The organism is Vibrio sp. La 4.2.2, assembly GCF_027586995.1.
Taxonomy (GTDB): Bacteria; Pseudomonadota; Gammaproteobacteria; order Enterobacterales; family Vibrionaceae; genus Vibrio; species Vibrio mediterranei.
The window spans coordinates 40,006-65,106 of the sequence record NZ_JAPPTJ010000010.1 but is presented as its reverse complement, the minus strand read 5'-3'; the positions used below and the strand labels follow the sequence as shown (position 1 = coordinate 65,106).

At 45.6% G+C, this 25,101-nt stretch carries 19 protein-coding genes; 14 read left to right on the top strand and 5 right to left on the bottom strand.

Going from position 1 to position 25,101, the window contains the following annotated elements; genetic code table 11:
• Positions 1-33 precede the first annotated feature (33 nt).
• The 3 genes from OH456_RS20295 to metF all read left to right on the top strand — a co-directional run bounded on the left by OH456_RS20295 (position 34) and on the right by metF (position 4,866).
• Positions 34-1,203, top strand: a complete 1,170-nt coding sequence (locus tag OH456_RS20295) for an O-succinylhomoserine (thiol)-lyase (RefSeq protein WP_270034118.1) — start codon at positions 34-36, stop codon at positions 1,201-1,203.
• An 8-nt stretch (positions 1,204-1,211) separates the two neighbouring features.
• Complete coding sequence (locus OH456_RS20290) at positions 1,212-3,638, top strand: bifunctional aspartate kinase/homoserine dehydrogenase II (RefSeq protein ID WP_270034117.1); 2,427 nt, start codon at positions 1,212-1,214, stop codon at positions 3,636-3,638.
• 337 nt (positions 3,639-3,975) lie between these two features.
• Complete coding sequence (gene metF / locus OH456_RS20285; RefSeq protein WP_006071160.1) at positions 3,976-4,866, top strand: methylenetetrahydrofolate reductase; 891 nt, start codon at positions 3,976-3,978, stop codon at positions 4,864-4,866.
• Positions 4,867-4,988: 122 nt separating this feature from the next.
• Here the strand turns inward: metF and OH456_RS20280 are convergent, their stop codons facing one another.
• From OH456_RS20280 to argE, 3 genes are all read right to left on the bottom strand, one after another.
• Positions 4,989-5,528: a PadR family transcriptional regulator gene (locus OH456_RS20280; protein ID WP_006071159.1), complete on the bottom strand. Its 540-nt coding sequence runs from the start codon at positions 5,526-5,528 to the stop codon at positions 4,989-4,991.
• Positions 5,529-5,913: 385 nt separating this feature from the next.
• Positions 5,914-8,547 (bottom strand): phosphoenolpyruvate carboxylase, encoded by a 2,634-nt coding sequence (gene ppc / locus OH456_RS20275; protein WP_038222284.1) that lies wholly within the window; start codon positions 8,545-8,547, stop codon positions 5,914-5,916.
• A 182-nt stretch (positions 8,548-8,729) separates the two neighbouring features.
• Positions 8,730-9,869, bottom strand: coding sequence for an acetylornithine deacetylase (gene argE, locus OH456_RS20270; protein ID WP_006071156.1), 1,140 nt, complete (start codon positions 9,867-9,869; stop codon positions 8,730-8,732).
• A 181-nt stretch (positions 9,870-10,050) separates the two neighbouring features.
• Here argE and argC point away from each other — a divergent pair, with 181 nt between their 5' ends.
• The 5 genes from argC (at position 10,051) to OH456_RS20245 (ending at position 15,962) form a co-directional block, all read left to right on the top strand.
• On the top strand, positions 10,051-11,055 hold the full coding sequence (gene argC, locus OH456_RS20265; RefSeq protein ID WP_038230967.1) for an N-acetyl-gamma-glutamyl-phosphate reductase: 1,005 nt from the start codon (positions 10,051-10,053) through the stop codon (positions 11,053-11,055).
• A 15-nt stretch (positions 11,056-11,070) separates the two neighbouring features.
• Positions 11,071-11,859 (top strand): acetylglutamate kinase, encoded by a 789-nt coding sequence (gene argB, locus OH456_RS20260; RefSeq protein WP_063603938.1) that lies wholly within the window; start codon positions 11,071-11,073, stop codon positions 11,857-11,859.
• An 81-nt stretch (positions 11,860-11,940) separates the two neighbouring features.
• The gene (locus OH456_RS20255) at positions 11,941-13,158 is read left to right on the top strand and encodes an argininosuccinate synthase (protein WP_006071150.1); all 1,218 of its coding nucleotides are present in this window, start codon (positions 11,941-11,943) and stop codon (positions 13,156-13,158) included.
• Positions 13,159-13,423: 265 nt separating this feature from the next.
• Positions 13,424-15,298, top strand: a complete 1,875-nt coding sequence (gene argH, locus OH456_RS20250; protein ID WP_006071145.1) for an argininosuccinate lyase — start codon at positions 13,424-13,426, stop codon at positions 15,296-15,298.
• A gap of 307 nt (positions 15,299-15,605) precedes the next feature.
• Entirely contained in the window at positions 15,606-15,962 is a 357-nt protein-coding gene (locus tag OH456_RS20245; protein ID WP_006071144.1) for a RidA family protein, read from the top strand.
• Between the two features lie 83 nt (positions 15,963-16,045).
• Here OH456_RS20245 and OH456_RS20240 read toward each other — a convergent pair whose 3' ends face one another.
• Positions 16,046-16,774, bottom strand: coding sequence for a redoxin family protein (locus OH456_RS20240; RefSeq protein WP_006071142.1), 729 nt, complete (start codon positions 16,772-16,774; stop codon positions 16,046-16,048).
• 161 nt (positions 16,775-16,935) lie between these two features.
• Here OH456_RS20240 and oxyR point away from each other — a divergent pair, with 161 nt between their 5' ends.
• On the top strand, positions 16,936-17,820 hold the full coding sequence (gene oxyR / locus OH456_RS20235) for a DNA-binding transcriptional regulator OxyR (protein WP_270034116.1): 885 nt from the start codon (positions 16,936-16,938) through the stop codon (positions 17,818-17,820).
• A gap of 93 nt (positions 17,821-17,913) precedes the next feature.
• Here the strand turns inward: oxyR and OH456_RS20230 are convergent, their stop codons facing one another.
• Positions 17,914-20,565, bottom strand: coding sequence for a penicillin-binding protein 1A (locus OH456_RS20230; protein ID WP_270034115.1), 2,652 nt, complete (start codon positions 20,563-20,565; stop codon positions 17,914-17,916).
• A 146-nt stretch (positions 20,566-20,711) separates the two neighbouring features.
• Here OH456_RS20230 and pilM point away from each other — a divergent pair, with 146 nt between their 5' ends.
• The 5 genes from pilM to OH456_RS20205 are packed head-to-tail and all read left to right on the top strand — an operon-like array spanning position 20,712 to position 25,097.
• Positions 20,712-21,695 carry a pilus assembly protein PilM gene (gene pilM / locus OH456_RS20225; RefSeq protein ID WP_270034114.1) on the top strand — a complete coding sequence of 328 codons (984 nt, stop codon included), beginning with the start codon at positions 20,712-20,714 and terminating at the stop codon, positions 21,693-21,695.
• Positions 21,696-22,289, top strand: a complete 594-nt coding sequence (locus OH456_RS20220; protein WP_270034113.1) for a PilN domain-containing protein — start codon at positions 21,696-21,698, stop codon at positions 22,287-22,289. It abuts the gene before it with no gap.
• Between the two features lie 6 nt (positions 22,290-22,295).
• Entirely contained in the window at positions 22,296-22,892 is a 597-nt protein-coding gene (locus OH456_RS20215) for a type 4a pilus biogenesis protein PilO (RefSeq protein WP_270034112.1), read from the top strand.
• Complete coding sequence (locus OH456_RS20210) at positions 22,876-23,388, top strand: pilus assembly protein PilP (RefSeq protein ID WP_270034111.1); 513 nt, start codon at positions 22,876-22,878, stop codon at positions 23,386-23,388. The genes OH456_RS20215 and OH456_RS20210 overlap by 17 nt, the downstream gene beginning before the upstream one ends.
• Positions 23,388-25,097: a type IV pilus secretin PilQ gene (locus tag OH456_RS20205; RefSeq protein ID WP_270034110.1), complete on the top strand. Its 1,710-nt coding sequence runs from the start codon at positions 23,388-23,390 to the stop codon at positions 25,095-25,097. Before OH456_RS20210 ends, OH456_RS20205 begins: the two co-directional genes overlap by 1 nt.
• Positions 25,098-25,101: the final 4 nt, after the last annotated feature.

The following is a 25,101-nucleotide window of genomic DNA, read 5'->3' as shown; positions in this document are numbered from 1 at the left end:
TCAGCCCAATGCGATTTGATAAAGGAAGTTTCTATGAGCAATCGGAAGCCAGCGACAATAGCCGTACGTACTGGTATCGAATCAGATACCCAGCACCATGCTGTGGTACCGCCAATTTACCTTTCTACTAACTATGGTTTCCCTGCGTTTGGAGAAGTGCCTACTTACGACTATACCCGCTCTGGAAACCCAAACCGTGGTTTGCTGGAGCAAGCATTATATGAGCTCGAATCTGGTAAAGGAGCCGTTGTCACTAACTGTGGTACGTCTGCGCTAAACTTGTGGGCGTCGGCTTTTTTAGGGCCTGAAGACACTATCGTGGCTCCGCATGACTGCTATGGCGGTAGTTACCGACTATTCAATACTCGTGCGCAAAAGGGTGATTTTAAAGTTCAGTTTGTCGACCAAAGCGACGAGGCGGCGTTAGATGCTGCACTTGAAGCGAAACCAAAGCTCATTTTACTTGAGACGCCGTCCAACCCGTTGGTTCGAGTCGTCGATATCGCTGCTGTTTGCGAAAAAGCCAAACAAGTCGGCGCGCTAGTGGCGGTTGATAATACCTTTCTGACACCTGTGTACCAAAAGCCTTTAGAGCTTGGCGCTGACTTTGTTATCCATTCAACCACCAAATACATCAATGGTCACTCTGATGTGATTGGTGGCGTTGTGATCACCAAAACAGAAGAGCACGCGGAAGAGCTTGCATGGTGGGGCAATTGTATTGGGGCAACGGGGACACCGTTTGATAGTTATATGACGCTGCGTGGTATTCGTACGTTAGGTGCTCGCATGCGTGTGCATGAAGAGAGCTCTCAACATATTCTCGAGTTCTTAACGCAGCAGTCACTGGTTAAAGTGATTTATCACCCAAGCTTGCCTGAACATCCTGGACATGAGATTGCCAAGAAACAGCAGTCAGGTTTTGGCTCTATGTTGAGCTTTGAGTTTGCAGGAAGCTTTGAACAGTTGAAGTACTTTGTGGGTGAACTCAAGTTGTTCTCACTGGCTGAATCACTAGGTGGTGTCGAGAGTTTGATTTGTCACCCTGCTTCTATGACACACCGAGCTATGGGAGAAGCAGCCTTAGAAGAGGCGGGCGTTTCTCAGCAACTACTGCGTCTGTCTGTGGGGCTAGAAGATGCCTCCGATCTGATTGACGACTTACAGCAAGCATTTGATAAAGCGAAAACGTTCCAAGGATAAGTTGAGTTATGAGTACCACACCCGCTCCGGCGAAGAAGCAACTACATAAATTTGGCGGCAGTAGCTTGGCGGATCCTGAGTGTTATCGTCGTGTCGTTTCCATTCTTAAAGATTACTCACACAATGAAGATCTAATTGTGGTGTCTGCTGCAGGCAAAACCACAAACCGTTTAATTGAGTTTCTCGATGCACTCAATAAAGATGGTCGTATTGCTCACGAACACCTTCAGTCTTTAAGGCAGTTCCAAATCGAGCTCATTGATGAACTGTTGCAAGGTGATGAAGCGGAGCAGCTTAAATCGCTGCTCAGTGATGAGTTCAGTACTTTAGGTGAACTGGGCTATCCCTTGAGTGAGGCGCAGCGTGCGGCTGTGCTTGGTCACGGTGAAGTATGGTCTTCTAGATTGCTGGCGGCGCTTTTACGTCAATCTGATTTGCCTGCGGTGGCGCAAGACGCTCGCGCTTTCTTACGAGCAGAATTTGGCACGCAGCCGGAAGTCGATCGTGCGAAGTCTTATGCCTTGATTAAAGATGTCTTAGCTCAGCATGCTCATCATCGTATTGTGATTACCGGTTTCATGGCGCAAAGCGATGAAGGTGAGACGGTTTTGTTAGGGCGAAATGGTTCTGACTATTCGGCGACTGTGATTGGAGCACTTGCCGAAGTCTCTTGCGTGACAATTTGGAGTGATGTTGCAGGGGTCTATAGTGCTGACCCTCGTGTGGTGAGCGATGCCTGTCTTCTCCCATTATTAAGGCTGGATGAAGCCAGTGAATTGGCTCGCTTGGCCGCCCCTGTGCTACATAGCCGTACGCTTCAACCTGTGGCGCAAAGTGTTATGGATTTGAACTTACGTTGCAGTTATCAACCTGAGTCAGGCTCTACGCGTATAGAACGAGTGCTGGCGTCTGGGCGCGGTGCTAAGATCATTACCTCGCTAGATGAAGTACTGTTGATTGACCTCGCATTCGCCAGTGGTCATGATTTTGCTCGCGCGCAAAACGAAGTGCTGAATGGTTTGAAGCGAGCACAGCTTGAGCCGCTAGCGTTTGAAGCGCAGTCTGACCAAGCACGTTTGCGCCTTGCTTATACTGCAGAAATTGCGTCAGGTGCACTCAATGAGTTACAAGACCTAGCCATTGAAGCGGAGATTAAGCTAAGAGAAGGGTATTCTATGCTGGCCGCTGTAGGGGCTGGTGTGACTAAGAATGCCAACCACTGTTTTGGTTTTTATCAGCAGCTTAAACATGCGCCGGTAGAGTTTTTCTCGGAAGCAGAATCTAAGTTAAGTCTTGCTGCTGTGTTGAGAAAGTCTGACATTCAACCTCTGCTTAAGTCCGTGCACACCCAGCTGTTCCAAGCTCAAAAACGCGTTGCTGTCGCCTTATGTGGCAAGGGTAACATTGGCTCTAGTTGGCTGGCGCTGTTTAAAGAGCAGAAAAGCGAGCTAGAAAAGCGCCGTGGAATGAGTTTTAACTTAGTTGCCGTGGTGGATAGCCAAACGTATTGGCTTGATGACCAAGGCATTAATGAACAAACCGTGCTGGAGCGTTACGAGGATGAAGCTGTGGCGTACCAAGGCGATGTTTGGTTACAGCAGCTTGCTAATCTTCAAGGTTACGATGAAGTTGTTGTTCTTGATGTGACGGCGAGTCCTGCATTAGCCGAGCGGTATCAGAGCATTGCGGAAAATGGCATGCATTTAATTTCGGCCAACAAAGTAGCGGGTTCTGCACCAAGTGTTAGTTATCACGCAGTGCAAGATGCATTCTCGAAGACGGGGCGTCACTGGCTGTATAACGCGACGGTAGGCGCAGGGTTACCAATTAACCATACAGTGCGCGATTTGCGTGAAAGCGGTGACGATATTGTGGCGTTGTCCGGTATTTTTTCTGGGACGTTATCTTGGTTGTTCCAGCAATTTGATGGCAGCGTGCCTTTCAGTGAGCTGGTAGATTTGGCTTGGCAACAAGGTTTGACCGAACCGGACCCTCGCGCTGATCTGGATGGCTCAGATGTGATGCGTAAGTTGGTTATTCTTGCTCGTGAATCTGGTTTAGATATTGAGCCTGATGCAGTAGCGGTGGAGTCACTGGTTCCGGAGGAGCTTGAGGAGTTGTCTCTAGATGGCTTTTTTGAAAAGGCAGAGCTACTGAGTGAAATCCTACAAGAACGTCTAGAGAAGGCGCAGCGTGAAGACAAAGTGCTGCGTTATGTGGCGCGTCTTGATCGCCAAGGTAAAGCTCGTGTCGGTATTGAAGCTTTGTCTAAAGAGCATGCACTTGCCAATCTGCTGCCGTGTGACAATATCTTTGCTATCGAAAGTAAGTGGTATAAAGATAACCCATTAGTAATTCGTGGTCCGGGAGCGGGACGTGAAGTAACTGCCGGTGCGATTCAGTCGGATTTAAATCTAATGTCGAGTTTCTTCTAGCGCACAACAAGTTGTTGGTTTTAAATTAGTTCTATCTCTAGGCTAGCGATAACCGCTAGTCTTTTTATTTGCTGCTTTTGCCTTATGTCCCTTCTTACCCCAGCACTCGTTACTTTCTCGAAAGTGAAGATCTCCTGAAACGCGTGACTCTGCTTTAGTTTCCTTAACTAAGCACATGAAAAAAATTCATAATGACTCTATTGACTTTAAATGCCATTCATTTCATTCTGTAGACATATAGACGTCTAAACGTCAAAACATAAAATTCAGATATAGACAGACAGGTTTTATCTAAGGTTGGATGGGATAACCAACCTTGGTATTTAGGGAGAGAACCATGGGATACACACACGCTGGACACATCGATGCTTTGAACCAGAATATTGCTGAGCTTTCTGACAATATCAACGTTTCATTTGAGTTCTTTCCACCGAGCACGCCAACAATGGAAGAAACCCTTTGGAAGTCTGTTCACCGTCTTAAAACGCTGCAACCTAAGTTTGTTTCTGTGACCTATGGAGCGAACTCTGGCGAGCGCGACCGTACTCACTCAATTATCAAAGAAATTAAATCAGAGACCGGACTTGTCGCGGCGCCGCACCTGACTTGTATTGATGCGTCTCGTGATGAGCTTATTGATATTGCTGAGGATTATTGGAGCAACGGTATCAAGAACATCGTTGCCCTACGTGGTGATATCCCTGCGGGTGGTGGCCAACCGGATATGTATGCCTCTGATCTGGTCGAACTGCTAAAGTCGCGTCATGATTTCGATATTTCGGTAGCGGCTTTCCCAGAAGTACATCCAGAAGCGAAGAGTGCTCAAGCAGATCTACTGAACCTAAAGCGCAAAGTGGATGCAGGTGCAAACCGAGCGATTACTCAGTTCTTCTTTGATGTAGAAAGTTACCTGCGTTTCCGCGACCGTTGTGTGGCCGCTGGTATCGATGTGGAAATTGTTCCAGGTATCCTACCAGTTTCAAACTTTAAGCAGGCGTCACGCTTTGCTGGCATGAACAAGGTAAAAGTACCAGGTTGGATGCAAAAGCAGTTTGAAGGTTTAGATGACGACCCAGTGACTCGCCAGTTAGTCGGTGCGAGTCAGGCGATTGATATGGTTCGTGTATTGAGTCGTGAAGGGGTAAAGGACTTCCATTTCTACACGCTAAACCGTGCTGAAATGACTTACGCACTATGCCATACATTAGGTGTACGTCCTCAGGTTTAGTGATTTCTTAAGACTTCCTCAATTAAAACAAAAAAGCGTCAGGTGTATTACGATACTCCTGACGCTTTTTTGAACTCAAGAACCAAACTAGGTCGATAGCGACCCTAGCTTGTCTATTTGTTTTACGCTAACGCTTCTAATTCAGACAGCGCTTCTTCTGCCCATTCTAACCATGCTTGACGAGCAAGTAGATTACGGCGCAGTGTTAGACGCTCAAGGCGAGCGTGTTTGTCTAATGTGTTTGGTGTTGCGTAGTAGGCCGCTTCAATTTCACGGTAGTGCGCAACAAGCTTTTTCGACTCTTCGATCAACTCTTCAAGTTGAATGCGGAATGCAGCTGATGGTTGTACCGCACAGGCCGCTAGCTTCGCTGAGAATTCATCACGTACAGTAGGGTGTACTGTTGGTTGTTCAAACCATTCGCCTAACGCGCTACGGCCTGAGTCAGTGATTGAGTAAACTTTACGATCTGGTTTGCCTTCTTGGGGTTCAAGTTTGCAAGTAACCAGTTCTTTGTCGGCCATTTTGTTTAGCTCACGATAAACTTGCTGGTGGCTTGCTTTCCAGAAGTAACCGATGCTCGCAGAAAATTCCTTAGTGATGTCATAGCCAGTCGCATCGCGAGTGCTAAGAACAGTAAGGATTACGTGTGGTAGTGACATGTCTTAAGTCCAAATGGTCAATAACGTAATAATAATTATGTTGCTCCACGTCGCAGATGTACGACTGCGAAAGCGCCTTGGAATTCAAAAATGATTCCAGGAAACTCGCGCAAAAGAGCAATGCCAATCATGTTGGCACGTGTAACCTTGTTTTAAGCCTTTGTCACCTAGGAAGCCACGTGATCACGTGACCCGCACTGTCGATATAATAGTATTTTTGTTTTATCGAACAGTGGTAAGTAAGTATATCGAATTCTATAAGCAAGAAGTGGAATAGAACGTGATACCACTTCAAAAAACTAACAAAACTCTCAATAAGTATGCCACTAAAAATAAAAGGCCGCAATGTGCGACCTTTTGTCTTTTTTGTAAAATTATATATCGTCTAACCGGTGTTTCGCATGCCTGCTGCGATGCCAGCGATAGTTACCATGAGTGCTTCTTCTAGTTCAGCTTCAGTGTCTTCGCTTTGACGAGTGCGATACAACAGCTCAGCTTGAAGCATATTGAGTGGTTCGACATAGGTGTTGCGCAAGCGAATTGATTCTTGACCCCAAGGATCACTCTGCATTAGGTGGTTATGGTTCTCTACATTAAGTACCGCTTTAATGTCTTGCTGCAGTTGAGCTCGCAGTTTATCACCCAATGGTAATAGCTCTGGTGCGGCCAAGCGTTGGTCATAATAGCGTGAGATTTCCATATTACACTTGGTGTACACCATCTCTAACATACCAAGACGAGTCGAAAAGAATGGCCATTCACGACACATTTCTTCCAGCAGAGCTTGGTGACCTTTATCAATGGAGTATTGAATCGCTTCTCCGGCCCCTAACCAAGCAGGCAGAACTAAGCGGTTTTGACTCCATGAGAAAATCCAAGGAATCGCACGTAAGCTTTCTACGCCGCCATTAGGGTTACGTTTCGCAGGACGAGAACCTAGTGGTAGTTTACCCAGCTCAAGTTCAGGGGTAGCTTGACGGAAGTACGGAACAAAGTCAGGTTCACCACGAACTACTTTACGATAAGCTTCGCAAGACACTTCAGAGAGCACTTCCATTAGGTCACGCCATGCCTGTTTTGGTTCTGGTGGTGGCAGAAGGTTAGCTTCTAGAATCGCACTGGCGTATAAGTTAAAGCTGTTTACAGCAATCTCTGGTAAACCAAGCTTAAAGCGGATCATCTCGCCTTGCTCAGTTACGCGTAAGCCGCCTTTCAGACTCTTAGGTGGCTGAGACAACAGTGCTGCGTGTGCAGGCGCACCACCACGACCGATGGTACCGCCACGACCATGGAAGAGTGTAATATCGATACCGGCCTGTTCGCCCACTTCGACCAAGGATTCCATAGCGCTGTACTGTGCCCAGCCTGCCGACATAACACCGGCATCTTTAGCGGAGTCTGAGTAACCAATCATTACCATTTGATGGTTTTGAATATAGCCGCGATACCAATCGATATCGAACAGCTGCTTCATAACAGCTTCAGAATTATTCAGGTCGTCTAGCGTTTCAAAGAGCGGACACACGTCCATACGGAACTTGCAACCACACTCTTGAAGAATTAGGTGTACAGCCAGTACATCTGAGGCAGTACGTGCCATAGAAATGACATAGGCTCCGAAGGCTTCGCGAGATTGTGAAGCGATAACACGGCAAGTATCCAATACTTCTTGAACATCTTCCGATGGCTCCCAATCGCGAGGAAGCAATGGACGTTTAGAGCTCAACTCATTGATAAGGAAAGATACTTTGTCTTGCTCGCTCCACTGGTCGTAGTCGCCTAGACCTAGGTAGCGAGTAAGCTCAGAGATAACGTCTGAGTGACGAGTGCTTTCTTGACGAATATCGAGACGTACTAGGTGTACACCAAACGCTTTAACACGGCGTAGTGTATCCAGCAATGAACCGTCGGCAACGATAGCCATACCGCTTTCACGCAGTGACTTGTAACACGCCATTAGCGGTTGCCAAAGTTGGTCGGCATCTTCGAGAATCGGTTTGTTTGGCACCTCTTGACGATTGATTTGCGCTTCAATCACTTCAAGGGTATTCATTAACAACGTACGTACTGGTTTTAGAATTGCACGGTATGGTTCGTGCTGTTCGCCAGCAAGCTCACGAACTTGGTCGTTACATTTGACCATCGAGAGCTCAGTGATCAGCTCTTGGAAATCTTTCAGGTAAAGTTCTGCTGCTTTCCAGCGAGAGAGAAGCATGACTTCACGCGTGATCTTGTGAGTCACAAATGGGTTACCGTCGCGATCGCCCCCCATCCAAGATGAGAAATGCACTGGACGCGCATCAATAGGCAGACCTTCACCAAGGAAGCCTTTCAGCTTCTCATCAAATTCACGTAAGAATTCTGGTACTGCTTCCCAAAGCGAGTTTTCAACAACCGCAAAGCCCCATTTTGCTTCATCAAGTGGCGTTGGGCGTTGCTGACGAATTACATCTGAGTGCCAGCTTTGGGCAATCAATTGCTCCAGACGACGCTCGGTTCTTTTACGTTCTTTAACCGAAAGTTCGTTTAGCTCTAATTTAGATAAGCACTCGTTGATTTTCACCAGCTTGTTAATCATGGTGCGACGAGTGATTTCGGTTGGGTGAGCCGTTAGCACAAGTTCGATATTAAGATCACGAACCGCTTGAGCGCTATCGAGCTTGCTGATGTTTTCTTGGCTTAGTTTTGAAAATAATGACGAAATTGGATCCGGTTCACACACATCTGCTTCACAGCTACGTGAAATGGTGTGGTATTGATCGGCAATGTTGGTCAAATTTAGAAATTGGTTGAATGCACGAGCGACAGGTGTGAGTTGCTCATTCGGCAGGTTGGTAATCTCTTCAATTAGTAATTCACGATCGGCTTCATTGCCTGCACGCACAACGGATTTGGAAAGCTTACGAATTTTCTCTACTTTCTCGAGAATCTCGTCTCCATGCGCTTCCTTGATGGTGTTACCCAACAAGTGCCCTAGCATCCTAACATTGCTCTTCAATGGGGCATATTTTTCGTTCATAGTCGTCCTGCCTTGTAATTTAACTACATCCATTATTCCTTCTCAGCCTCACAATCTAGCTAAAAATGCTAGTGCGAGTCAAATAAAGTAAACCAAGTTTGCGTTTATCGTGTTGGCACGAAATCCGCACACTTAGTGAACTTTATTCATTGAATTGTTGAAATTTTATTACAGCTTGTAAGTTACTCGAAACAATATTGGCGTATAGATTTAGCTAAAATATCGATGGTTGGATCGATAAAATCGAAACTCAAGAACTCATCAGGTTGGTGTGCTTGGTCAATAGAGCCAGGTCCAAGCACCAAAGTTGGGCACAATTGCTGTAAGAACGGTGCTTCAGTACAGTAGTTAACCGTTTCTGACGGGATTTCGCACAGTGCCTCCATGCCACCAACAAACGGATGATGGTGATCGCACTCGTATCCGGGAATAGGTTCATGCAACGCAGTGATGGATAACCTGCCTGGCCATTTAGCTTCGACTTCTTTTAATGCATCTCGTAACAAATTATCCAGTCCATCTAAGCTAATTCCCGGTAGCGGTCTGACGTCATAATGCAGCTCACAGCAGCCACAAATGCGATTGGCACTGTCACCACCGTGAATATGTCCAAGGTTCAAGGTTGGGCTAGGTATTGCAAATCCAGGGTGATGGTATTCTTTGATTAAGCGATCACGCAGCTTCATCATGGCAAACAACACTTCGTGCATAATCTCAATCGCATTGACGCCAAGCGCAGGATCTGATGAGTGACCAGACTTTCCTGTTACACGAATGGCGTTAGCCACATGCCCTTTATGACCGCGGATAGGCACTAAACTGGTTGGTTCGCCAATAATGCAATAATCAGGTTTGAAAGGTGCATTATCCGTAAAGTGTCGTGCGCCAAGCATTGTGGTTTCTTCATCGCACGTCGCTAAGACATAAAGAGGTTTGGTTTGTTTGCTCCAATCAATTTTCTTCACTGCCTCGTAAACGAAGGCGAAGAAGCCCTTCATATCTGCCGTTCCTAGACCATAGAAACGATCGTTGGCTTCGGTTAGCTCATGAGGGTTAAAGCTCCAACGGCCTTCATCAAAAGGTACGGTATCGCTATGGCCAGCTAAGAGTAAGCCACCTTCACCTTGGCCCTTCTTCGCAATCATATTGAATTTGTTTGGCTCTACCTCGATAACTTCAACGTCAAAGCCAAGATCCTTCATCCAAGTCGCCAGCTTTTCGATGACTTTTGCATTGCCATGGTCCCAACTCGGATCGGTGGAGCTGATCGAAGGAGTGCTAATTAGGCCTTTGTAGACCTCTAAAAAACTGGGTAATTGCATATTATCTTCGCTTCTACTGTTGACAGATTAATCTTAAGACGGTAAAACACATATTAAATCAAAATTAATGAATAAAAAATCAATTAAAGAGCTTTTTTTTATATTTATAGTCATTAATTGCCATATTCATAAACCGATATAACAAGCCTAGTTCAACAGACTCATTAACGGATGTAGAGAAATGCTGAAAACCACCATTATTGGCGCAACAGGATACACAGGAGCGGAGCTCGCTCTTATGGTCACAAAACACCCTGAACTCACGCTATCAGGTTTATACGTGTCCGCCAATAGTGTGGATGCAGGTAAGCCGATTTCACAACTGCATGGCAAACTTGCAGGCTTAGTCGATATGTCGGTTCAACCATTAAACGACGTCAAAAAGGCGGCAAGTGAATGCGATATTGTTTTTCTTGCCACAGCGCATGAAGTCAGTCATGACTTGGCACCAGAATTTTTAGAACAAGGTTGCCAAGTGTTTGACTTATCAGGTGCTTATAGGGTTAAAGCCGACGATTTTTATACCACGTTCTACGGCTTTGAGCATCAAAATGAAAGCTGGTTGGACAAGGCGGCGTATGGCTTAGCTGAATGGAATGCACAAGATATCGAGCAGGCTCAATTAGTTGCTGTTCCGGGATGTTATCCAACCGCTTCGCAACTGGCGATTAAGCCTTTGCTGGAAGCTGGCATTATCGATACCCAAATGTGGCCAGTGATTAACGCCACTAGTGGAGTGACAGGTGCGGGCCGCAAAGCGACCATGACCAATAGTTTTTGTGAAGTGAGCCTGCAACCATACGGGTTGTTCAATCACAGACATCAGCCAGAGATTGCCACACACTTAGGTTGTGATGTGATCTTTACGCCTCATTTAGGCAACTTTAAACGTGGCATCCTTGCAACGATTACCATGAAGCTCAATGAGGGTGTGACTGAGGAACAAGTTGAAGCTGCATTCGCGTCAGCGTATCAAGGACAGCCTGGTGTACGCGTTAAAGGTAATGTGATTCCAAGAATTCAAGATGTTGAGAACACCCCTTTCTGCGACTTAGGTTGGAAGCTACAGGGTCAACATATCATCGTTGTTTCAGCCATTGATAACTTGCTAAAAGGGGCATCGAGCCAAGCAATGCAGTGCCTAAACATTAAAAACCAGTTTGCCCAGTTAACGGCACTTATCTAGAGCGAGGAACGCGGAATGAGTAATCAAAATACACCATTAGTTATCAAATTAGGTGGTGCTGCGCTGTCTTGTTCACAGACACTGGGGCAACTGTTTGCAGCAATCTCCGACTATCAGAAACAAGCACAACGAGAGATTGTGATTGTTCATGGTGGTGGCTACCTGGTGGATGATTTAATGAAGCAATTGAATCTTCCAACAGTAAAAAAGCAAGGGCTACGTGTTACTCCTTACGACCAAATTCCATTAATTGCTGGCGCACTGGCTGGTACGGCCAACAAGTTGCTTCAAGGTGATGCCATCAAAGCGGGTATTAATGCGGTAGGTTTGAGCCTTGCTGATGGCGGCTTGTGTGAAGTGAGCGAGTTAGATCCTGAACTAGGTGCTGTTGGTAGTGCGAAACCAGGTAACCCTGCGGTATTACAAGCTGTCCTCAAAACCGGCGCTCTGCCTATCATTAGCTCCATCGGTCTTGATAACCAAGGTCAGCTAATGAATATTAATGCGGACCAAGCGGCTGTTGCTGTAGCGGGTGCATTAGATGCGGAATTAGTCCTGCTCTCTGACGTGAGTGGAGTATTAGATGGCAAAGGTCATTTGTTGCCGAGCTTAACTCAGCAAGAGGCGGATGCCTTGATTGAAGGCAAAGTGATTACCGACGGCATGATCGTTAAAGTTCAAGCTGCTCTGGAAGCGGCGAACGATCTTGGCCGTCCAATTGAAGTCGCCACGTGGCGCTATCCGAATAAGTTAGTCGAATTGTTTGCTGGTAAAAGCATCGGCACCCAGTTCGTACCCAATTAATTTTTGTTAAAACAGTTATCTGAATAGTTGAGTAACCCGAGGCACTGACCGCCAAAATCAGGCTCGGACAAGGAGAGAAACATGAGCAAACCATCTGTAAAAAAAGTTGTTGTAGCCTATTCCGGCGGTCTGGATACGTCTGTGATCATTCCATGGCTAAAAGAAAACTATGACTGTGAAGTTGTAGCATTTGTGGCGGATGTTGGTCAGGGCGAAGAAGAGCTTATCGGCATTGAAGAAAAAGCCAAAGCATCGGGTGCATCAGAGTGTTACATCGCTGACCTTAAAGAAGAAATGGTCGCAGATTATATCTTCCCTACGTTAAAAACGGGTGCGTATTACGAAGGCAAATATCTACTAGGCACGTCAATGGCACGTCCTATCATTGCGAAGGCTCAGGTTGAAGTGGCACGTAAAGTAGGCGCGGACGCACTGTGTCATGGCTGTACAGGTAAGGGTAATGACCAAGTTCGTTTTGAAGGTGCATTTGCAGCGCTTGCCCCTGACCTAAAAGTGATAGCACCTTGGCGTGAATGGGATCTCGTTAGCCGTGAGGAGTGCTTAGACTATCTGGCAGAGCGTAACATTCCGTGTACTGCTTCTCTGACCAAGATTTACTCACGTGATGCGAACGCATGGCATATCTCTACAGAAGGTGGTGTTCTAGAAGATACTTGGAATGCGCCAAATGAAGATTGCTGGGTATGGACTGTTGACCCAGAGCAAGCGCCAAACGAGGCGGAGTATGTGACTTTAGAAGTGAAACAAGGTGAAGTCGTTGCTGTCGATGGCGAGCAAATGACGCCATACAATGCGCTAGTGTACCTAAATGAGAAAGGCGCGAAGCACGGTGTTGGTCGTATTGATATCGTTGAAAACCGTTTGGTTGGTATGAAGTCTCGTGGTTGTTATGAAACTCCGGGGGGCACTATTATGATGGAAGCGCTGCGTGCGGTTGAGCAACTTGTTTTGGATAAAACGTCGTTTGAGTTCCGTGAAGAGCTAGGCATTAAAGCGTCGCACCTTGTCTATGATGGTCGTTGGTTTACACCGCTATGTAAGTCAATTCTCGCGGCGTCAGAAGAGCTTGCTCAAGACGTTAACGGCGAAGTTGTTATCAAACTATACAAAGGTCAAGCGATTGTGACGCAAAAACGCAGTGTGAACAGCCTGTACTGCGAAGAGTTTGCGACGTTTGGTGAAGATGAAGTGTATGACCAAAGTCATGCAGAAGGCTTTATCCGCCTGTACTCACTTTCAAGCCGTATCCGTGCTCTTAACGAAGTGAAGAGAAAGTAATCTCATATCACCCTGCATGAGATCGCATGCTTCGCTATACTGATTGAAATAACGAAACCCATTTGATATCAAATGGGTTTCTTGTTTTTTGCCGCAACGTCAGTCACTAAATTGATTTATTTTGAATATTTATGTGAAATAAATGAATTTTTACTTTATTTTTAATTCAATTTGCCGTAAGTTGAAACCTAACAATAAAGAAACTGAGTTGCATCAGATTCAAGCCGAACAAAGCAGTGAAGATTGAGCAGTTAGGAGAGACACGATGGCATTATGGGGCGGAAGATTTACCCAAGCAGCAGATACGAGATTCAAAGACTTTAATGATTCATTGCGCTTTGATTACCGACTTGCTGAGCAAGACATTGTTGGTTCAATTGCTTGGTCAAAAGCGCTGGTATCGGTGGATGTATTAACTGAGGAAGAACAGCAAAAGCTTGAGTTAGCATTAAACGAACTTAAGCTTGAGGTCATGGAAAACCCTAAGCAAATCTTACGCTCTGATGCGGAAGATATTCATAGCTGGGTTGAACAACAGCTTATTGGCAAAGTCGGCGACCTCGGCAAAAAACTGCATACTGGACGTTCTCGTAATGACCAAGTAGCGACCGATCTAAAGTTATGGTGTCGTCAGCAAGGTCAACAGCTATTACTCGGTTTAGATAGGCTGCAATCGCAAATGGTTGAGGTGGCGAGAGTCCATCAAGATACTGTGCTTCCTGGCTACACTCACTTGCAGCGTGCTCAACCGGTGACATTTGCACATTGGTGTTTGGCTTACGTAGAGATGTTTGAGCGTGATTATTCGCGTTTGGAAGATGCTATCAAGCGTCTGGATACATGCCCATTAGGCTCAGGAGCACTTGCTGGGACAGCTTATCCGATGGATCGTGAGCAGCTAGCTCATAACCTTGGTTTCAGAAGAGCAACACGTAATAGTCTGGATTCCGTATCAGACCGTGACCATGTTATGGAGCTGATGTCTATCGCATCTATCTCGATGTTGCACCTATCTCGTCTCGCTGAAGACATGATCTTCTACAATTCTGGTGAATCTAATTTCATTGAGCTCGCAGATACAGTGACGTCTGGCTCTTCTCTAATGCCACAGAAAAAGAACCCGGATGCGCTTGAGTTAATTCGTGGTAAAACGGGCCGTGTTTACGGTTCATTGGCTGGCATGATGATGACAGTAAAGGCGTTGCCACTTGCTTACAACAAAGATATGCAGGAAGACAAAGAAGGTCTATTCGATGCACTAGATACCTGGAACGACTGCATGGAAATGGCAGCACTGTGTTTTGATGGTATCAAGGTAAATGGTGAACGTACTCTTGAAGCGGCGAAGCAAGGTTACGCAAACTCGACCGAGCTTGCTGATTATCTGGTTGCTAAAGGTATTCCGTTCCGTGAGGCGCACCATATTGTTGGCGTTGCGGTGGTGAGTGCAATTGCTAAGGGCTGTGCTTTAGAAGAATTATCTATTGCTGAGCTGCAAGAGTTCTCTCCAGTCATTGAACAAGACGTGTATGACATTCTTACTATTGAAAGCTGTCTTGAGAAACGTAGTGCCTTAGGTGGTGTTGCGCCTCAGCAAGTGGCTTATGCAGTTGATCAGGCAGAAAAGCGTCTAAGTGCTCGTGATAACTCGGCAGTGAAAGTCCGTTCTGCAAGACTCACTGATATCGATGCGTTGGAAAGCATGGTGGCTTATTGGGCCAACCTTGGAGAGAACTTACCGCGCAGTCGTAATGAATTGGTGCGTGACATTGGCTCATTTGCGGTAGCAGAACATCATGGGGAAGTAACAGGCTGTGCATCCTTGTATGTGTATGACTCAGGACTGGCTGAAATTCGCTCGCTAGGTGTTGAAGCAGGTTGGCAAGGTCAAGGGCAAGGTACTGCTATTGTGCAACACCTGGTTGAGAAAGCGCGTAAGATGGCGATTAAGAAGGTCTTTGTACTGACCCGTACGCCAGAGTTCTTTATGAAGCATGATTTCATTCCAACGTCGAAGACGCTATTGCCTGAGAAAGTTCTGAAAGACTGTGATCAGTGTCCAAGACAGCATGCTTGTGATGAGGTAGCGCTGGAAGTTAACTTAGTAGAGCAAATAATTACTAAGATGAATGTTGCCTAACTCATTGAAAAATAACTGAGTAAGAAAAAGATCGAAAAAATTTTAAAAAAAGATCATTTTTCTGGGAACAAATAAGAAAAGGCGCGGTCTATTAAAGTACCACTGCTTTTTCTTAGAAGAATCTAAGAAGGCCCCGAGTCAAGGTTGACTACGGGGCTTTTTTCTTTCTGCCGTTCGGTAAATCCTTGATTGAATTCTGTTATCGCCAAGCATGTCACAGTGTAGCCGTGTTGAACTTCTATTGAATCCGTTAGAATACGCTTTCCTGTTTCACTATAAGCCGTCCCCTGAGACTAAGAAGAGAAGAATGATTGAACGCATCCATACGAAAGAGCGCATGAGCCGCATTGTTAAGCACAACGGTACTATTTACCTATGTGGTCAGGTTTGTGCAGACGCGACGAAAGATATTACAGAGCAGACACAAACCATGCTCGATAAGGTTGAAGCGTTGCTCTTGGAAGCAGGTAGTGACAAAGAGCACATGCTGTCGGCAACTATCTACCTAAAAGACATGCAAGATTTCCAAGCAATGAACGCGGTATGGGATGCTTGGGTCCCCGCTGGTTTTGCTCCAGCTCGTGCGTGTGTGACTGGTGATATGGCGCGTGAAGCGTTGTTGGTAGAGATTTCTGTTATTGCCGCTGAAATTGAGACAAAGTAAGCCAAAAGCTATCCTAAGATGAAACCAAAAAGCGAGCCCATATGGGACTCGCTTTTTTAGTGTCTATTTGAGTATAAGAAACTTTAGCCTAGATAAGCTTCTAGTTCCTCGCTACCACCAATGTGTTTACCGCCGATAAAGACTTGCGGAACTGTTGTACGGCCAGAGATAGCGCGCAGTGTTACCGTTGTTGCATCCTTACCCAGAATGACCTCTTCATATTGCAAGCCGTGGTCAATCAGGTTCTGTTTTGCTTTCATACAGAACGGACAACCAGGTTTACTGAATACTGTGATTGATTCTTGAGTTCGGTAATCAGGTGCAATGTAGCCCAACATAGTATCTGCGTCAGAGACTTTGAACGGGTCACCCGGCTCGTTTGGTTCGATAAACATTTTTTCTACGATGCCATCTTTCACCAACATGCTGTAGCGCCACGAGCGCTTACCAAAGCCAAGATCGTTTTTCTCAACCAGCATACCCATGCCTTCAGTGAAGTCACCATTGCCATCTGGGATGAAGGTGATGTTCTCAGCTTCTTGGTCGTTCTTCCAAGCGTTCATTACAAATGTATCATTTACAGACACACAAAGAATTTCATCTACGCCATGCTCTTTGAAGACTGGGAAAAGTTCATTGTAACGTGGTAAGTGGCTAGAAGAACAGGTTGGTGTGAAAGCACCCGGCAAGCTGAATACGATAACCGTTTTACCTTTAAAAAGTTCATCAGTGGTTACATTAACCCATGCGTCACCTTGACGAGTTGGAAATGTCACTTGAGGAACGGCTTGGCCTTCTTTAGATGCAAACATAATCTTGTCCTTATGGAATCTTAAATTCGATTAACTTGAAAATCTCTGTGAGCTTAGCGCTTACTGCTGTGCTTCGTTGAGACCATTATCAAAAAAATGGATTGATAGTTCTAATCGTTTATTGTTATGGTATCGATAGCTATATTCTATCGGAGTCAGCAATGAACATTCGCGATTTTGAGTACCTCGTCGCTCTAGCGGAACATAAGCACTTTCGTAAGGCTGCTGAGGCATGTTTTGTCAGTCAACCGACCTTAAGTGGTCAAATTCGTAAACTCGAAGATGAAATTGGCACGTCACTGCTCGAACGCAGCAGTCGAAGAGTGTTGTTCACCGATGCGGGTTTGCAGTTGGTGGAGCAGGCTAAGCGTGTGTTAAAAGAAGTAAAAACCTTTCGTGAGATGGCGGCAGGGCAGAGTGGTGAAATGACTGGACCTATGCATATTGGTTTCATTCCCACCGTTGGACCTTATTTACTTCCTAAAATCATCCCTAAACTGAAAGATGCGTTTCCGGAGCTAGAGCTTTATTTGCATGAAGCGCAAACTCATCAGCTAGTAAGACAGTTGGAAGAAGGTAAATTGGACTGTTTAGTTCTGGCTTCGGTACCCGAAACGGCACCTTTTAAAGAAATTGAAGTATATAACGAGCCAATGAGTGTGGCTGTACCTTGTGATCATGAATGGGCTAACAAGGACCAGATCGAAATGGCAGAGTTGAATGGTCAGACCGTACTCTCATTAGGCGATGGACACTGTTTACGCGACCAAGCGTTGGGTTTCTGTTTTGCTGCTGGCGCTCGGGATGATGAGCGTTTTAAAGCGACGAGCCTTGAGACTCTACGAAATATGGTGGCAGCTGGTGCAGGTATTACTTTATTGCCGGAGCTCTCCTTACCGACAGAAAAAGTGAAAGATGGTGTTTGTTATGTGACTGCTATTAATCCAACGCCTTCTCGAAGTATTGTCCTTGCTTATCGACCAGGCTCGCCGCTTCGCGCAAGGTTTGAAAAGTTGGCTAAGGCGATTAGCGAGTATTTAAGCTAACGATCAGGCTAGCTTTGAGACTGCTCTAAATAGCAACTCTCAGATATCATAAAGGGGCGTAAACGCCCCTTTTTTCTTATTTATCGTTCAAACTTAGAACAGACTATCGCCACCCGATTCATCGCTTGAATATAAGGTGTCAGTAAGGCTGTCTTGGACATACTCTTTTGGTTCGGTACCAATTTTGAAGTATTCAAACATGGTAGAACCATCGGTCTTATTGGTTAGCATTCCTGAATCACGATCAATACGAACACGAGTAATGTCATTCGGGATTTGCTTCGCTTGTTGAGGGTGACCTTCTAAAGCAACATGCATAAAGTCAACCCAAGCTGGTTGCGCAGTCTTAGCACCAGCTTCTGCGCCAGTAATTTGGTCTTTACCTAGGTTCGGGTTTGCTGTGGTACGACCTAGCTTGCGCTGGTGGTCATCAAAGCCAACCCACGCAGTGGCAACAATACCTGGACCATAACCGTTGTACCATGCATCTTTCGAGTCATTAGTCGTACCGGTTTTACCGCCGATATCACGACGCTTGAGCTTCTGAGCTCGCCAACCAGTGCCGTTCCAGCCAGTGCCTTCTCGCCAGTTACCGCCACCCCAGACGTTGCTGTAGAGCATTTCTCGAGTTAAGAACGCAGTTTGTTCCGATAGAACTTTTGGCGCATAGCGTGGTTCGTCCGAGTTCATGTCCTCCTCATTGAACTGAGCGATGTCGACTGGTGTTAGCTCTGTCGCATTTGTCGCTTCTTCAATGCTTGGTGCTGCACTGTTGTCATCATAGCTTGCACTGTTCATTTCTGGTGCTTGCATTTCTGGACAGTTTTGGTGACACACTACTTTTGGATTCGCTTCGAACTCGACCTTACCAAATGGGTCTTCAACCTTACTGATGTAATAGGGCTCTACATAGTAGCCACCATTGGCAAACACTGAGAAACCTTGTGCCATCTGGATAGGTGTCAAACTACCTGCACCTAAAGCAATCGTTTCTGAACGTGGTAGCTTCGATTTATCAAAGCCAAAACGAGTCAGGTAATCACGAGTTTCATCTAAACCAACTTCACGTAGTACGCGTACAGCCATGACGTTTTTAGATTGTGCTAGACCAATTCTTAGACGAGTAGGGCCAGTATAGGTCGGTGGTGAGTTTTTCGGGCGCCATGCGGTACCTGCACTCTTGTCCCATTTGTTGATTGGGGCATCATTGACTAGGCTTGCCAGTGTCATCCCTTTATCCAATGCAGCGGCATAGATAAATGGTTTGATACTAGAACCTACTTGCCTCACCGACTGAGTAGCACGGTTAAACTTGCTGTGAACAAAGTTAAAGCCACCAACTAAAGAAAGCACAGCACCATTTTCAGGGTTGATAGCGACGAAAGCGGTATTTGCATTCGGAACTTGGCTTAAGCGCCATGTAATCGCTACAGGTTCTGGTGTCTCGCCTTCTTCGGTTTGTACTTCTTTATCCTCAGGAGCCACATCTGGCGTACCGTCTAAATCGGCAGCGCGCACCCAAATTTGCTGGCCAACCGCTACGATATCTGACGCTGTTTTTGGTGCATCGCCCTGACGGTCATCGGTTCTAAACTTACGTGCCCATTTCATGTTGTCCCAATCAATGGTCTGCTCGCCGTAGCTCTTAACGTATACCGTAGCTGTTTTACCTTCGACCTTCTCAACAACGGCTGGGCGTAGCTCGCCATACGTTGGTTGGCTGCGAAGATGTTTGGCGATCTCTTCTTGACTCATTGCTGTTTGGTCTGGTTTCCAAAGTACTTTTTCAGCACCACGATAACCGTGACGTTCATCGTAGCTAAGCAAGTTTTTGATGGCTGCAATATGAGCCGCTTTTTGCAGCTTAGAGTCAATTGTTGTGGTGATGCGCATACCAGATTCATATGCTGCTTCACCATAGCGATTTACCATCCAAGCTCGAGCAATTTCTGCTACATAAGGTGCGCTGAGTTCGATCTCTGCACCATGATATTGAGAAATAATAGGTTCGGCACGAGCTTCATCAAATTGCGCTTGAGTGATGTACTTCTCTGACAACATACGAGACAGCACCACGTTGCGGCGCTGCGTTGCACGTTCGACCGAATAGATCGGGTTCATTGTTGATGGCGCTTTAGGCAAACCAGCCAGCACAGCAATTTCACTTAGCGTTAGATCTTTAAGGTCGCGTCCAAAATAAGCTTGTGCTGCTGCACCAAAGCCGTATGAGCGATAACCTAGGAAGATTTTATTGACGTACAACTCCATGATCTCTTGCTTGCTTAGCAATTGCTCAATGTGTACCGCAATAAAGATCTCTTTAATTTTACGCATGACCTTCTTCTCGTTAGATAAGAAGAAGTTACGAGCTAACTGTTGGGTAATGGTACTCGCACCTTGAGACGCGCTACCTGAAGCAATGACGGCTACTGCAGCACGTGTAATACCAATTGGGTCAAAACCATAGTGGTCGTAGTAGCGACTGTCTTCCGTCGCAATCAGCGCATCGATAAGCTCTTGAGGGATCTCATCGTAAGATATTGGAATACGACGCTTTTCGCCAAACTGTGCGATCAACTTCCCATCTTGGCTAAACACCTGCATTGGAGTTTGTAGCTGTACATCTTTTAACGTTGCAACGTCGGGTAACTCAGGTTTTACGTAGTAGTAAAACCCGAAGATGGTACCGACTCCAAGCAGCATGCAAATCAATGCAAAAACCAACAGTCTCTTTATGAACTTCACCGGAGATTCCCTGATTAATTAAGGTTATGGGTAGGCAATTACTTGTACTCTAGACCAAAAATTTACCTATTAGGGTTAATTAACGCTTATTTGAGCGTCGATCTCAACCTTTTCACGTTGTTAATGCATTCGTTGAGGTTATTTAAATGGCAAGAAAATGGATTACAGGTATCGATATCGGTCATCACAGTACGAAAGCAGTCGTGCTGGCGTATGAAGGTTCTGACATCAAAATTGTAAACCAACTAGAGCTTAATGGTTGCGCCGCCATTTTCGCTGATCCCTATACGCTCAAACATCAAGAAACTGTTAAGAAACTTAAAATTCTCCGAAAGATCGTGCCCATTTTTCGTAAACAGGCAGCCATAGCGATTCCAGAAAGTACCGTGGTGAGCAAAGTGATTAACCTGGACGCTAGACTTGTTAATGATGAACTTGAGTACGCCGTTCACCAAGCAATGAGCTATCAAACGCCGTATGATTCAGAGGCTTTAGCGATTGACTATGTCGCTGTGCCACCCCAAAACGAGCCAAATCCCAATCAAGAGACAGCAGCCTATCAAGTTCATGTAGCGCGTCACAATATCATTGATAATCGGATTCAAGTAGTGAAAGCACTTGGTTTTAAACCACAACTGATTAGCACTAATATTCATGCGTTGCGCAGTGTTCAGAAGTTAGTGTTGACGACCTACCCACAGTTCAGTAATTGGGTGTTACTAGATGTAGGACAGAAAAATGTGTCATTACTGCCGCCGCTTCAACTGCCTTTAGAGCTGCACAAAGCTTGGAGCATAACGTGCGATCAAGACGCTCATCTCGCTATTCAAGCGCCTTATAACTCCGCAATTTCAACGCAGTTTGGGACCGTGCTGCATAAAGTGAGTGCGCAATTACAATTATTCCGTTCCATGCTTGAAGGACATCAAGTTGGAGGGCTGTTCCTTACCGGTGGTCATGTTCAAGACAGCGATGTGGTGGACTTGATTACCACCCGCACCAATATGAGCGTTGAGTGCATCAGTGACTATCTCACCTCGCTGAGTGATAACCAATATAAATTAGGCAGTACTTATGCTACTGCGTTGGGCATCGCGCTTAACGCGATTCACTGGACTCAGGAGCACTAAATGTCAGTGATTAATTTACTGCCTTGGCGTGAGCAGCAGCGTCATCATCACCGACAGCGCTTTGTAATATTGATCATCACTGCTGTATTAGGTGGCTACTTTATTTCTACATTGGCGCTGCACCATTTCGAGTCGGAGGTGGCGATTCAGAATCAGCGTGTTGTCTATCTTCAAAAGGCTATCACTGAGCAAAGGCTGCGGATGAATCAGCTATCGGATGTAACCACTCAATACGAAAATCTTCTGCAGCGTCTAGAGTTGGTGCAAACACTGCAAGCGGAGCGGGGAAAAACAACAGCAGTAATGAATCTGATTCCAGCCCTGATTCCTCAAGGTGTGTACATCGATAGGATTCGTATGCGAGGACAGCGCTTTAAATTGTTTGGTATCAGTGAAAATACAGCGCTGCTGGCCGAAATGTTGGAACGATTTGAACAGGAACCCACCGTTAGTTATGTCGAAATTCACTCTATTGTTCATGGGCGTCAGCGGTTTGATAAAAGCTACCAAGCATTTGAACTCTCGTTTCAAGTATCTCTGAGTACTTTGTTGCCGCCAGCACTAAAGATATTTCAGTCGAAAGAAGTAGGGTAACGACAAGTGTTGGACTTTGAACTGGATGACATAAAAGATTGGCCATTTAACTACCAGCTTGTTATCGGCCTATTGGTTTTCATGTCATCGACTTATGCATGGTTTTGGTTTTCAACAAAGTCTAATTCTGATGAGTTAGAACGAGCTGTGCAGTTGGAACAACGGTTAAAACTAGAGCTAAAAACAGTAGTTGCGCAAACGGCGAACCTGCCTAATAAAAAGCAGCAACTTGAGCTGGTGAGAAGTCGCTATCAACGGTTACTTCATTTACTACCAGTTCAACAAGAACTCGCGACACTACTTGCCGGTGTCAACCAAGAAGGGCTGCACAACCAACTCACTTTCACTCGAATTGACTGGGGCAAGCGCGCTTCGGAGCACTTTCTCTATAAGCTGCCAATAAATATAGAACTCACCGGAAATTACAACGACATTGGTCACTTTAGTCAGGCCATTGCCGAGTTGTCTCGAATGGTGCTTATCGAAGATGCTGAGTGGCAGCGAGTGAGTCAGGAAAGCAGTGTATTACATTTCCGAGTTCAAGCTGCAACCTATCAACTGCATGAGGATTTTGGGGAGAAAGGCGATGCTGGTAAGAATTAGTTTGATGCTTATCAGCACCTCAGTGTTAATGGGTTGTCGAGCAAAACAGGACCCATTGAATGAGTTCGTTACTCAGGTGTTGCGAGAGGCGAAAACAACACAAGCCGATACGCCGCTTTTCTCTACTATCGAGGTTATTAAGTTTACGCCCACAAATCGGAGCTCGCCTTTTGACTTGCCTGCAATGATTCAGAATCACTCTCAATCTGTGGCCAACTTATCTTGCTGGCAGCCTAAGATCCGTAGCAAAGTGCCTTTAGAGCGTTACTCGCTTAATGACATGCAATTGAAAGGAGTGATGGGGAAAGGGGAGCAGCGCAGAGGACTAGTGGCTTTACCTATAAATCGAATAGTGACAGTTAGCGCGGGACAATACATAGGTGAAAACAGCGGCCTAATTAAACAGATAACAGCAGATAAGCTAATTATTCATGAGACGCTTCCCGATGGATTAGGGTGTTGGCGTCAAAGGCAAATTACATTGGCACTGAAGTAATGGAGATACAAACAGTGACGAGAAAAAAGTTGTCCACTTGGAGGGGGACTGTCTATTTGTGGGTGTTAATCATCAGTACTGATTTGATCGCCACGCCCCAAACTAATCAACTTGTTGATGTCTCATTTGAACTGGATAAACAGAAGCGCGCAGTAGTCGTTGTTGAGCTTTCTCATGTTGGCAGTGTCGTAGATATTAGCGCAGAGTCGCAAGGAATAAAGATTGTGGTAAAGCAAACCCAAATAGCGTCAGACAAGCTGGCGATTTTGGATGTCACGGATTTTTCTACCGCAGTGAATCAGATAGAACTATTTGATGATAGTCCCGATGTTCGGATCTTTGTCGAGACCGCTATGGCAGTTCAATATCAATATACGATGCATGGTAAACAACTGAAAGTGACAATTTTACCTCTGTCTCAGCAACAAAGTGATGAACAAAAATTGTTTGGTAGTCATAGTGGCAAGCTCACTTCAATCAATTTCCAAGACATTCCTGTGCGCAGTGTATTACAGCTTCTGGCTGACTATAACCACTTTAATTTAGTGGTATCCGATAGTGTCCAAGGTAACTTAACCTTGCGTTTAGATGGCGTGCCATGGACGGAAGTCCTCGACATTATCCTGCGAGTAAAAGGGTTAGACAAACGGGTCAAGGGCAACATCATCATGGTGGCCCCTAAAACAGAGTTAGATTTACAAGAGAAGCAGGCGTTAGAAAAGAGTCGCTTGGCCGAGCAAATCGGTCAACTAAAATCGGAAATCATTAATATTAACTATGCTAAAGCGGCGGATGTAGCGGCCATGATTGGTGGAGATAGTGATGTCAGTATGTTATCTGAACGAGGTTCAGTGGCTATCGATGAGCGCACCAACGCCTTATTGGTGCGAGAACTGCCTGAAAATCTTCGCGTGATTAAAGAGATTATTGCCTCACTCGATATACCCGTGAAACAGGTACAAATTGAAGCGCGAGTGGTCACTATCAAAGAGGGTAATATTGAAGAGTTGGGGATACGGTGGGGTTATACATCGATAAATGGTGACACCACGATCGGCAGTACGATAGAAGGCAACCTTGCTTCGTCTGGCATCGGTGGGGGAGAAGTGGACATTGATGACTTCCTTAATGTTAACTTGGGGGCGCTGTCTGACAATGCCGCCAGTATCGCATTTCAAGTAGCAAGCCTCGGCTCAAATACGTTACTTGATCTAGAGTTGTCCGCATTACAAAGTGAATCGAAAGCCGAAATCATATCCAGTCCACGTCTTATCACTACCAATAAAAAGTCTGCTTATATAGAGCAGGGAACAGAAATTCCATATTTGAAATCGACATCGAGTGGAGCGACAGCAGTTGAGTTCAAAAAAGCGGTGCTTTCCTTGACGGTGACTCCGCAGATCACGCCCGACAATCGACTTATTCTCGACTTAGATGTGACTCAAGACAGGGTTGGTGAAGTGCTGAAAACCCTAGAGGGTGAAACTGTGGCGATTGATACTCAAAGGATAGGGACTCAAGTTCTGGTTAATGATGGCGAAACTGTGGTGCTAGGCGGTATTTTTCAACATGCCATGACCAGCAAGGTAGATAAAGTGCCAGTTCTTGGTGATATTCCGGGGTTAGGGGCATTATTTAGACGAACCTATGAAAACATCGGTAAGAATGAGTTACTGATCTTCGTAACTCCTAAGATTATTACTCAGTAACTAT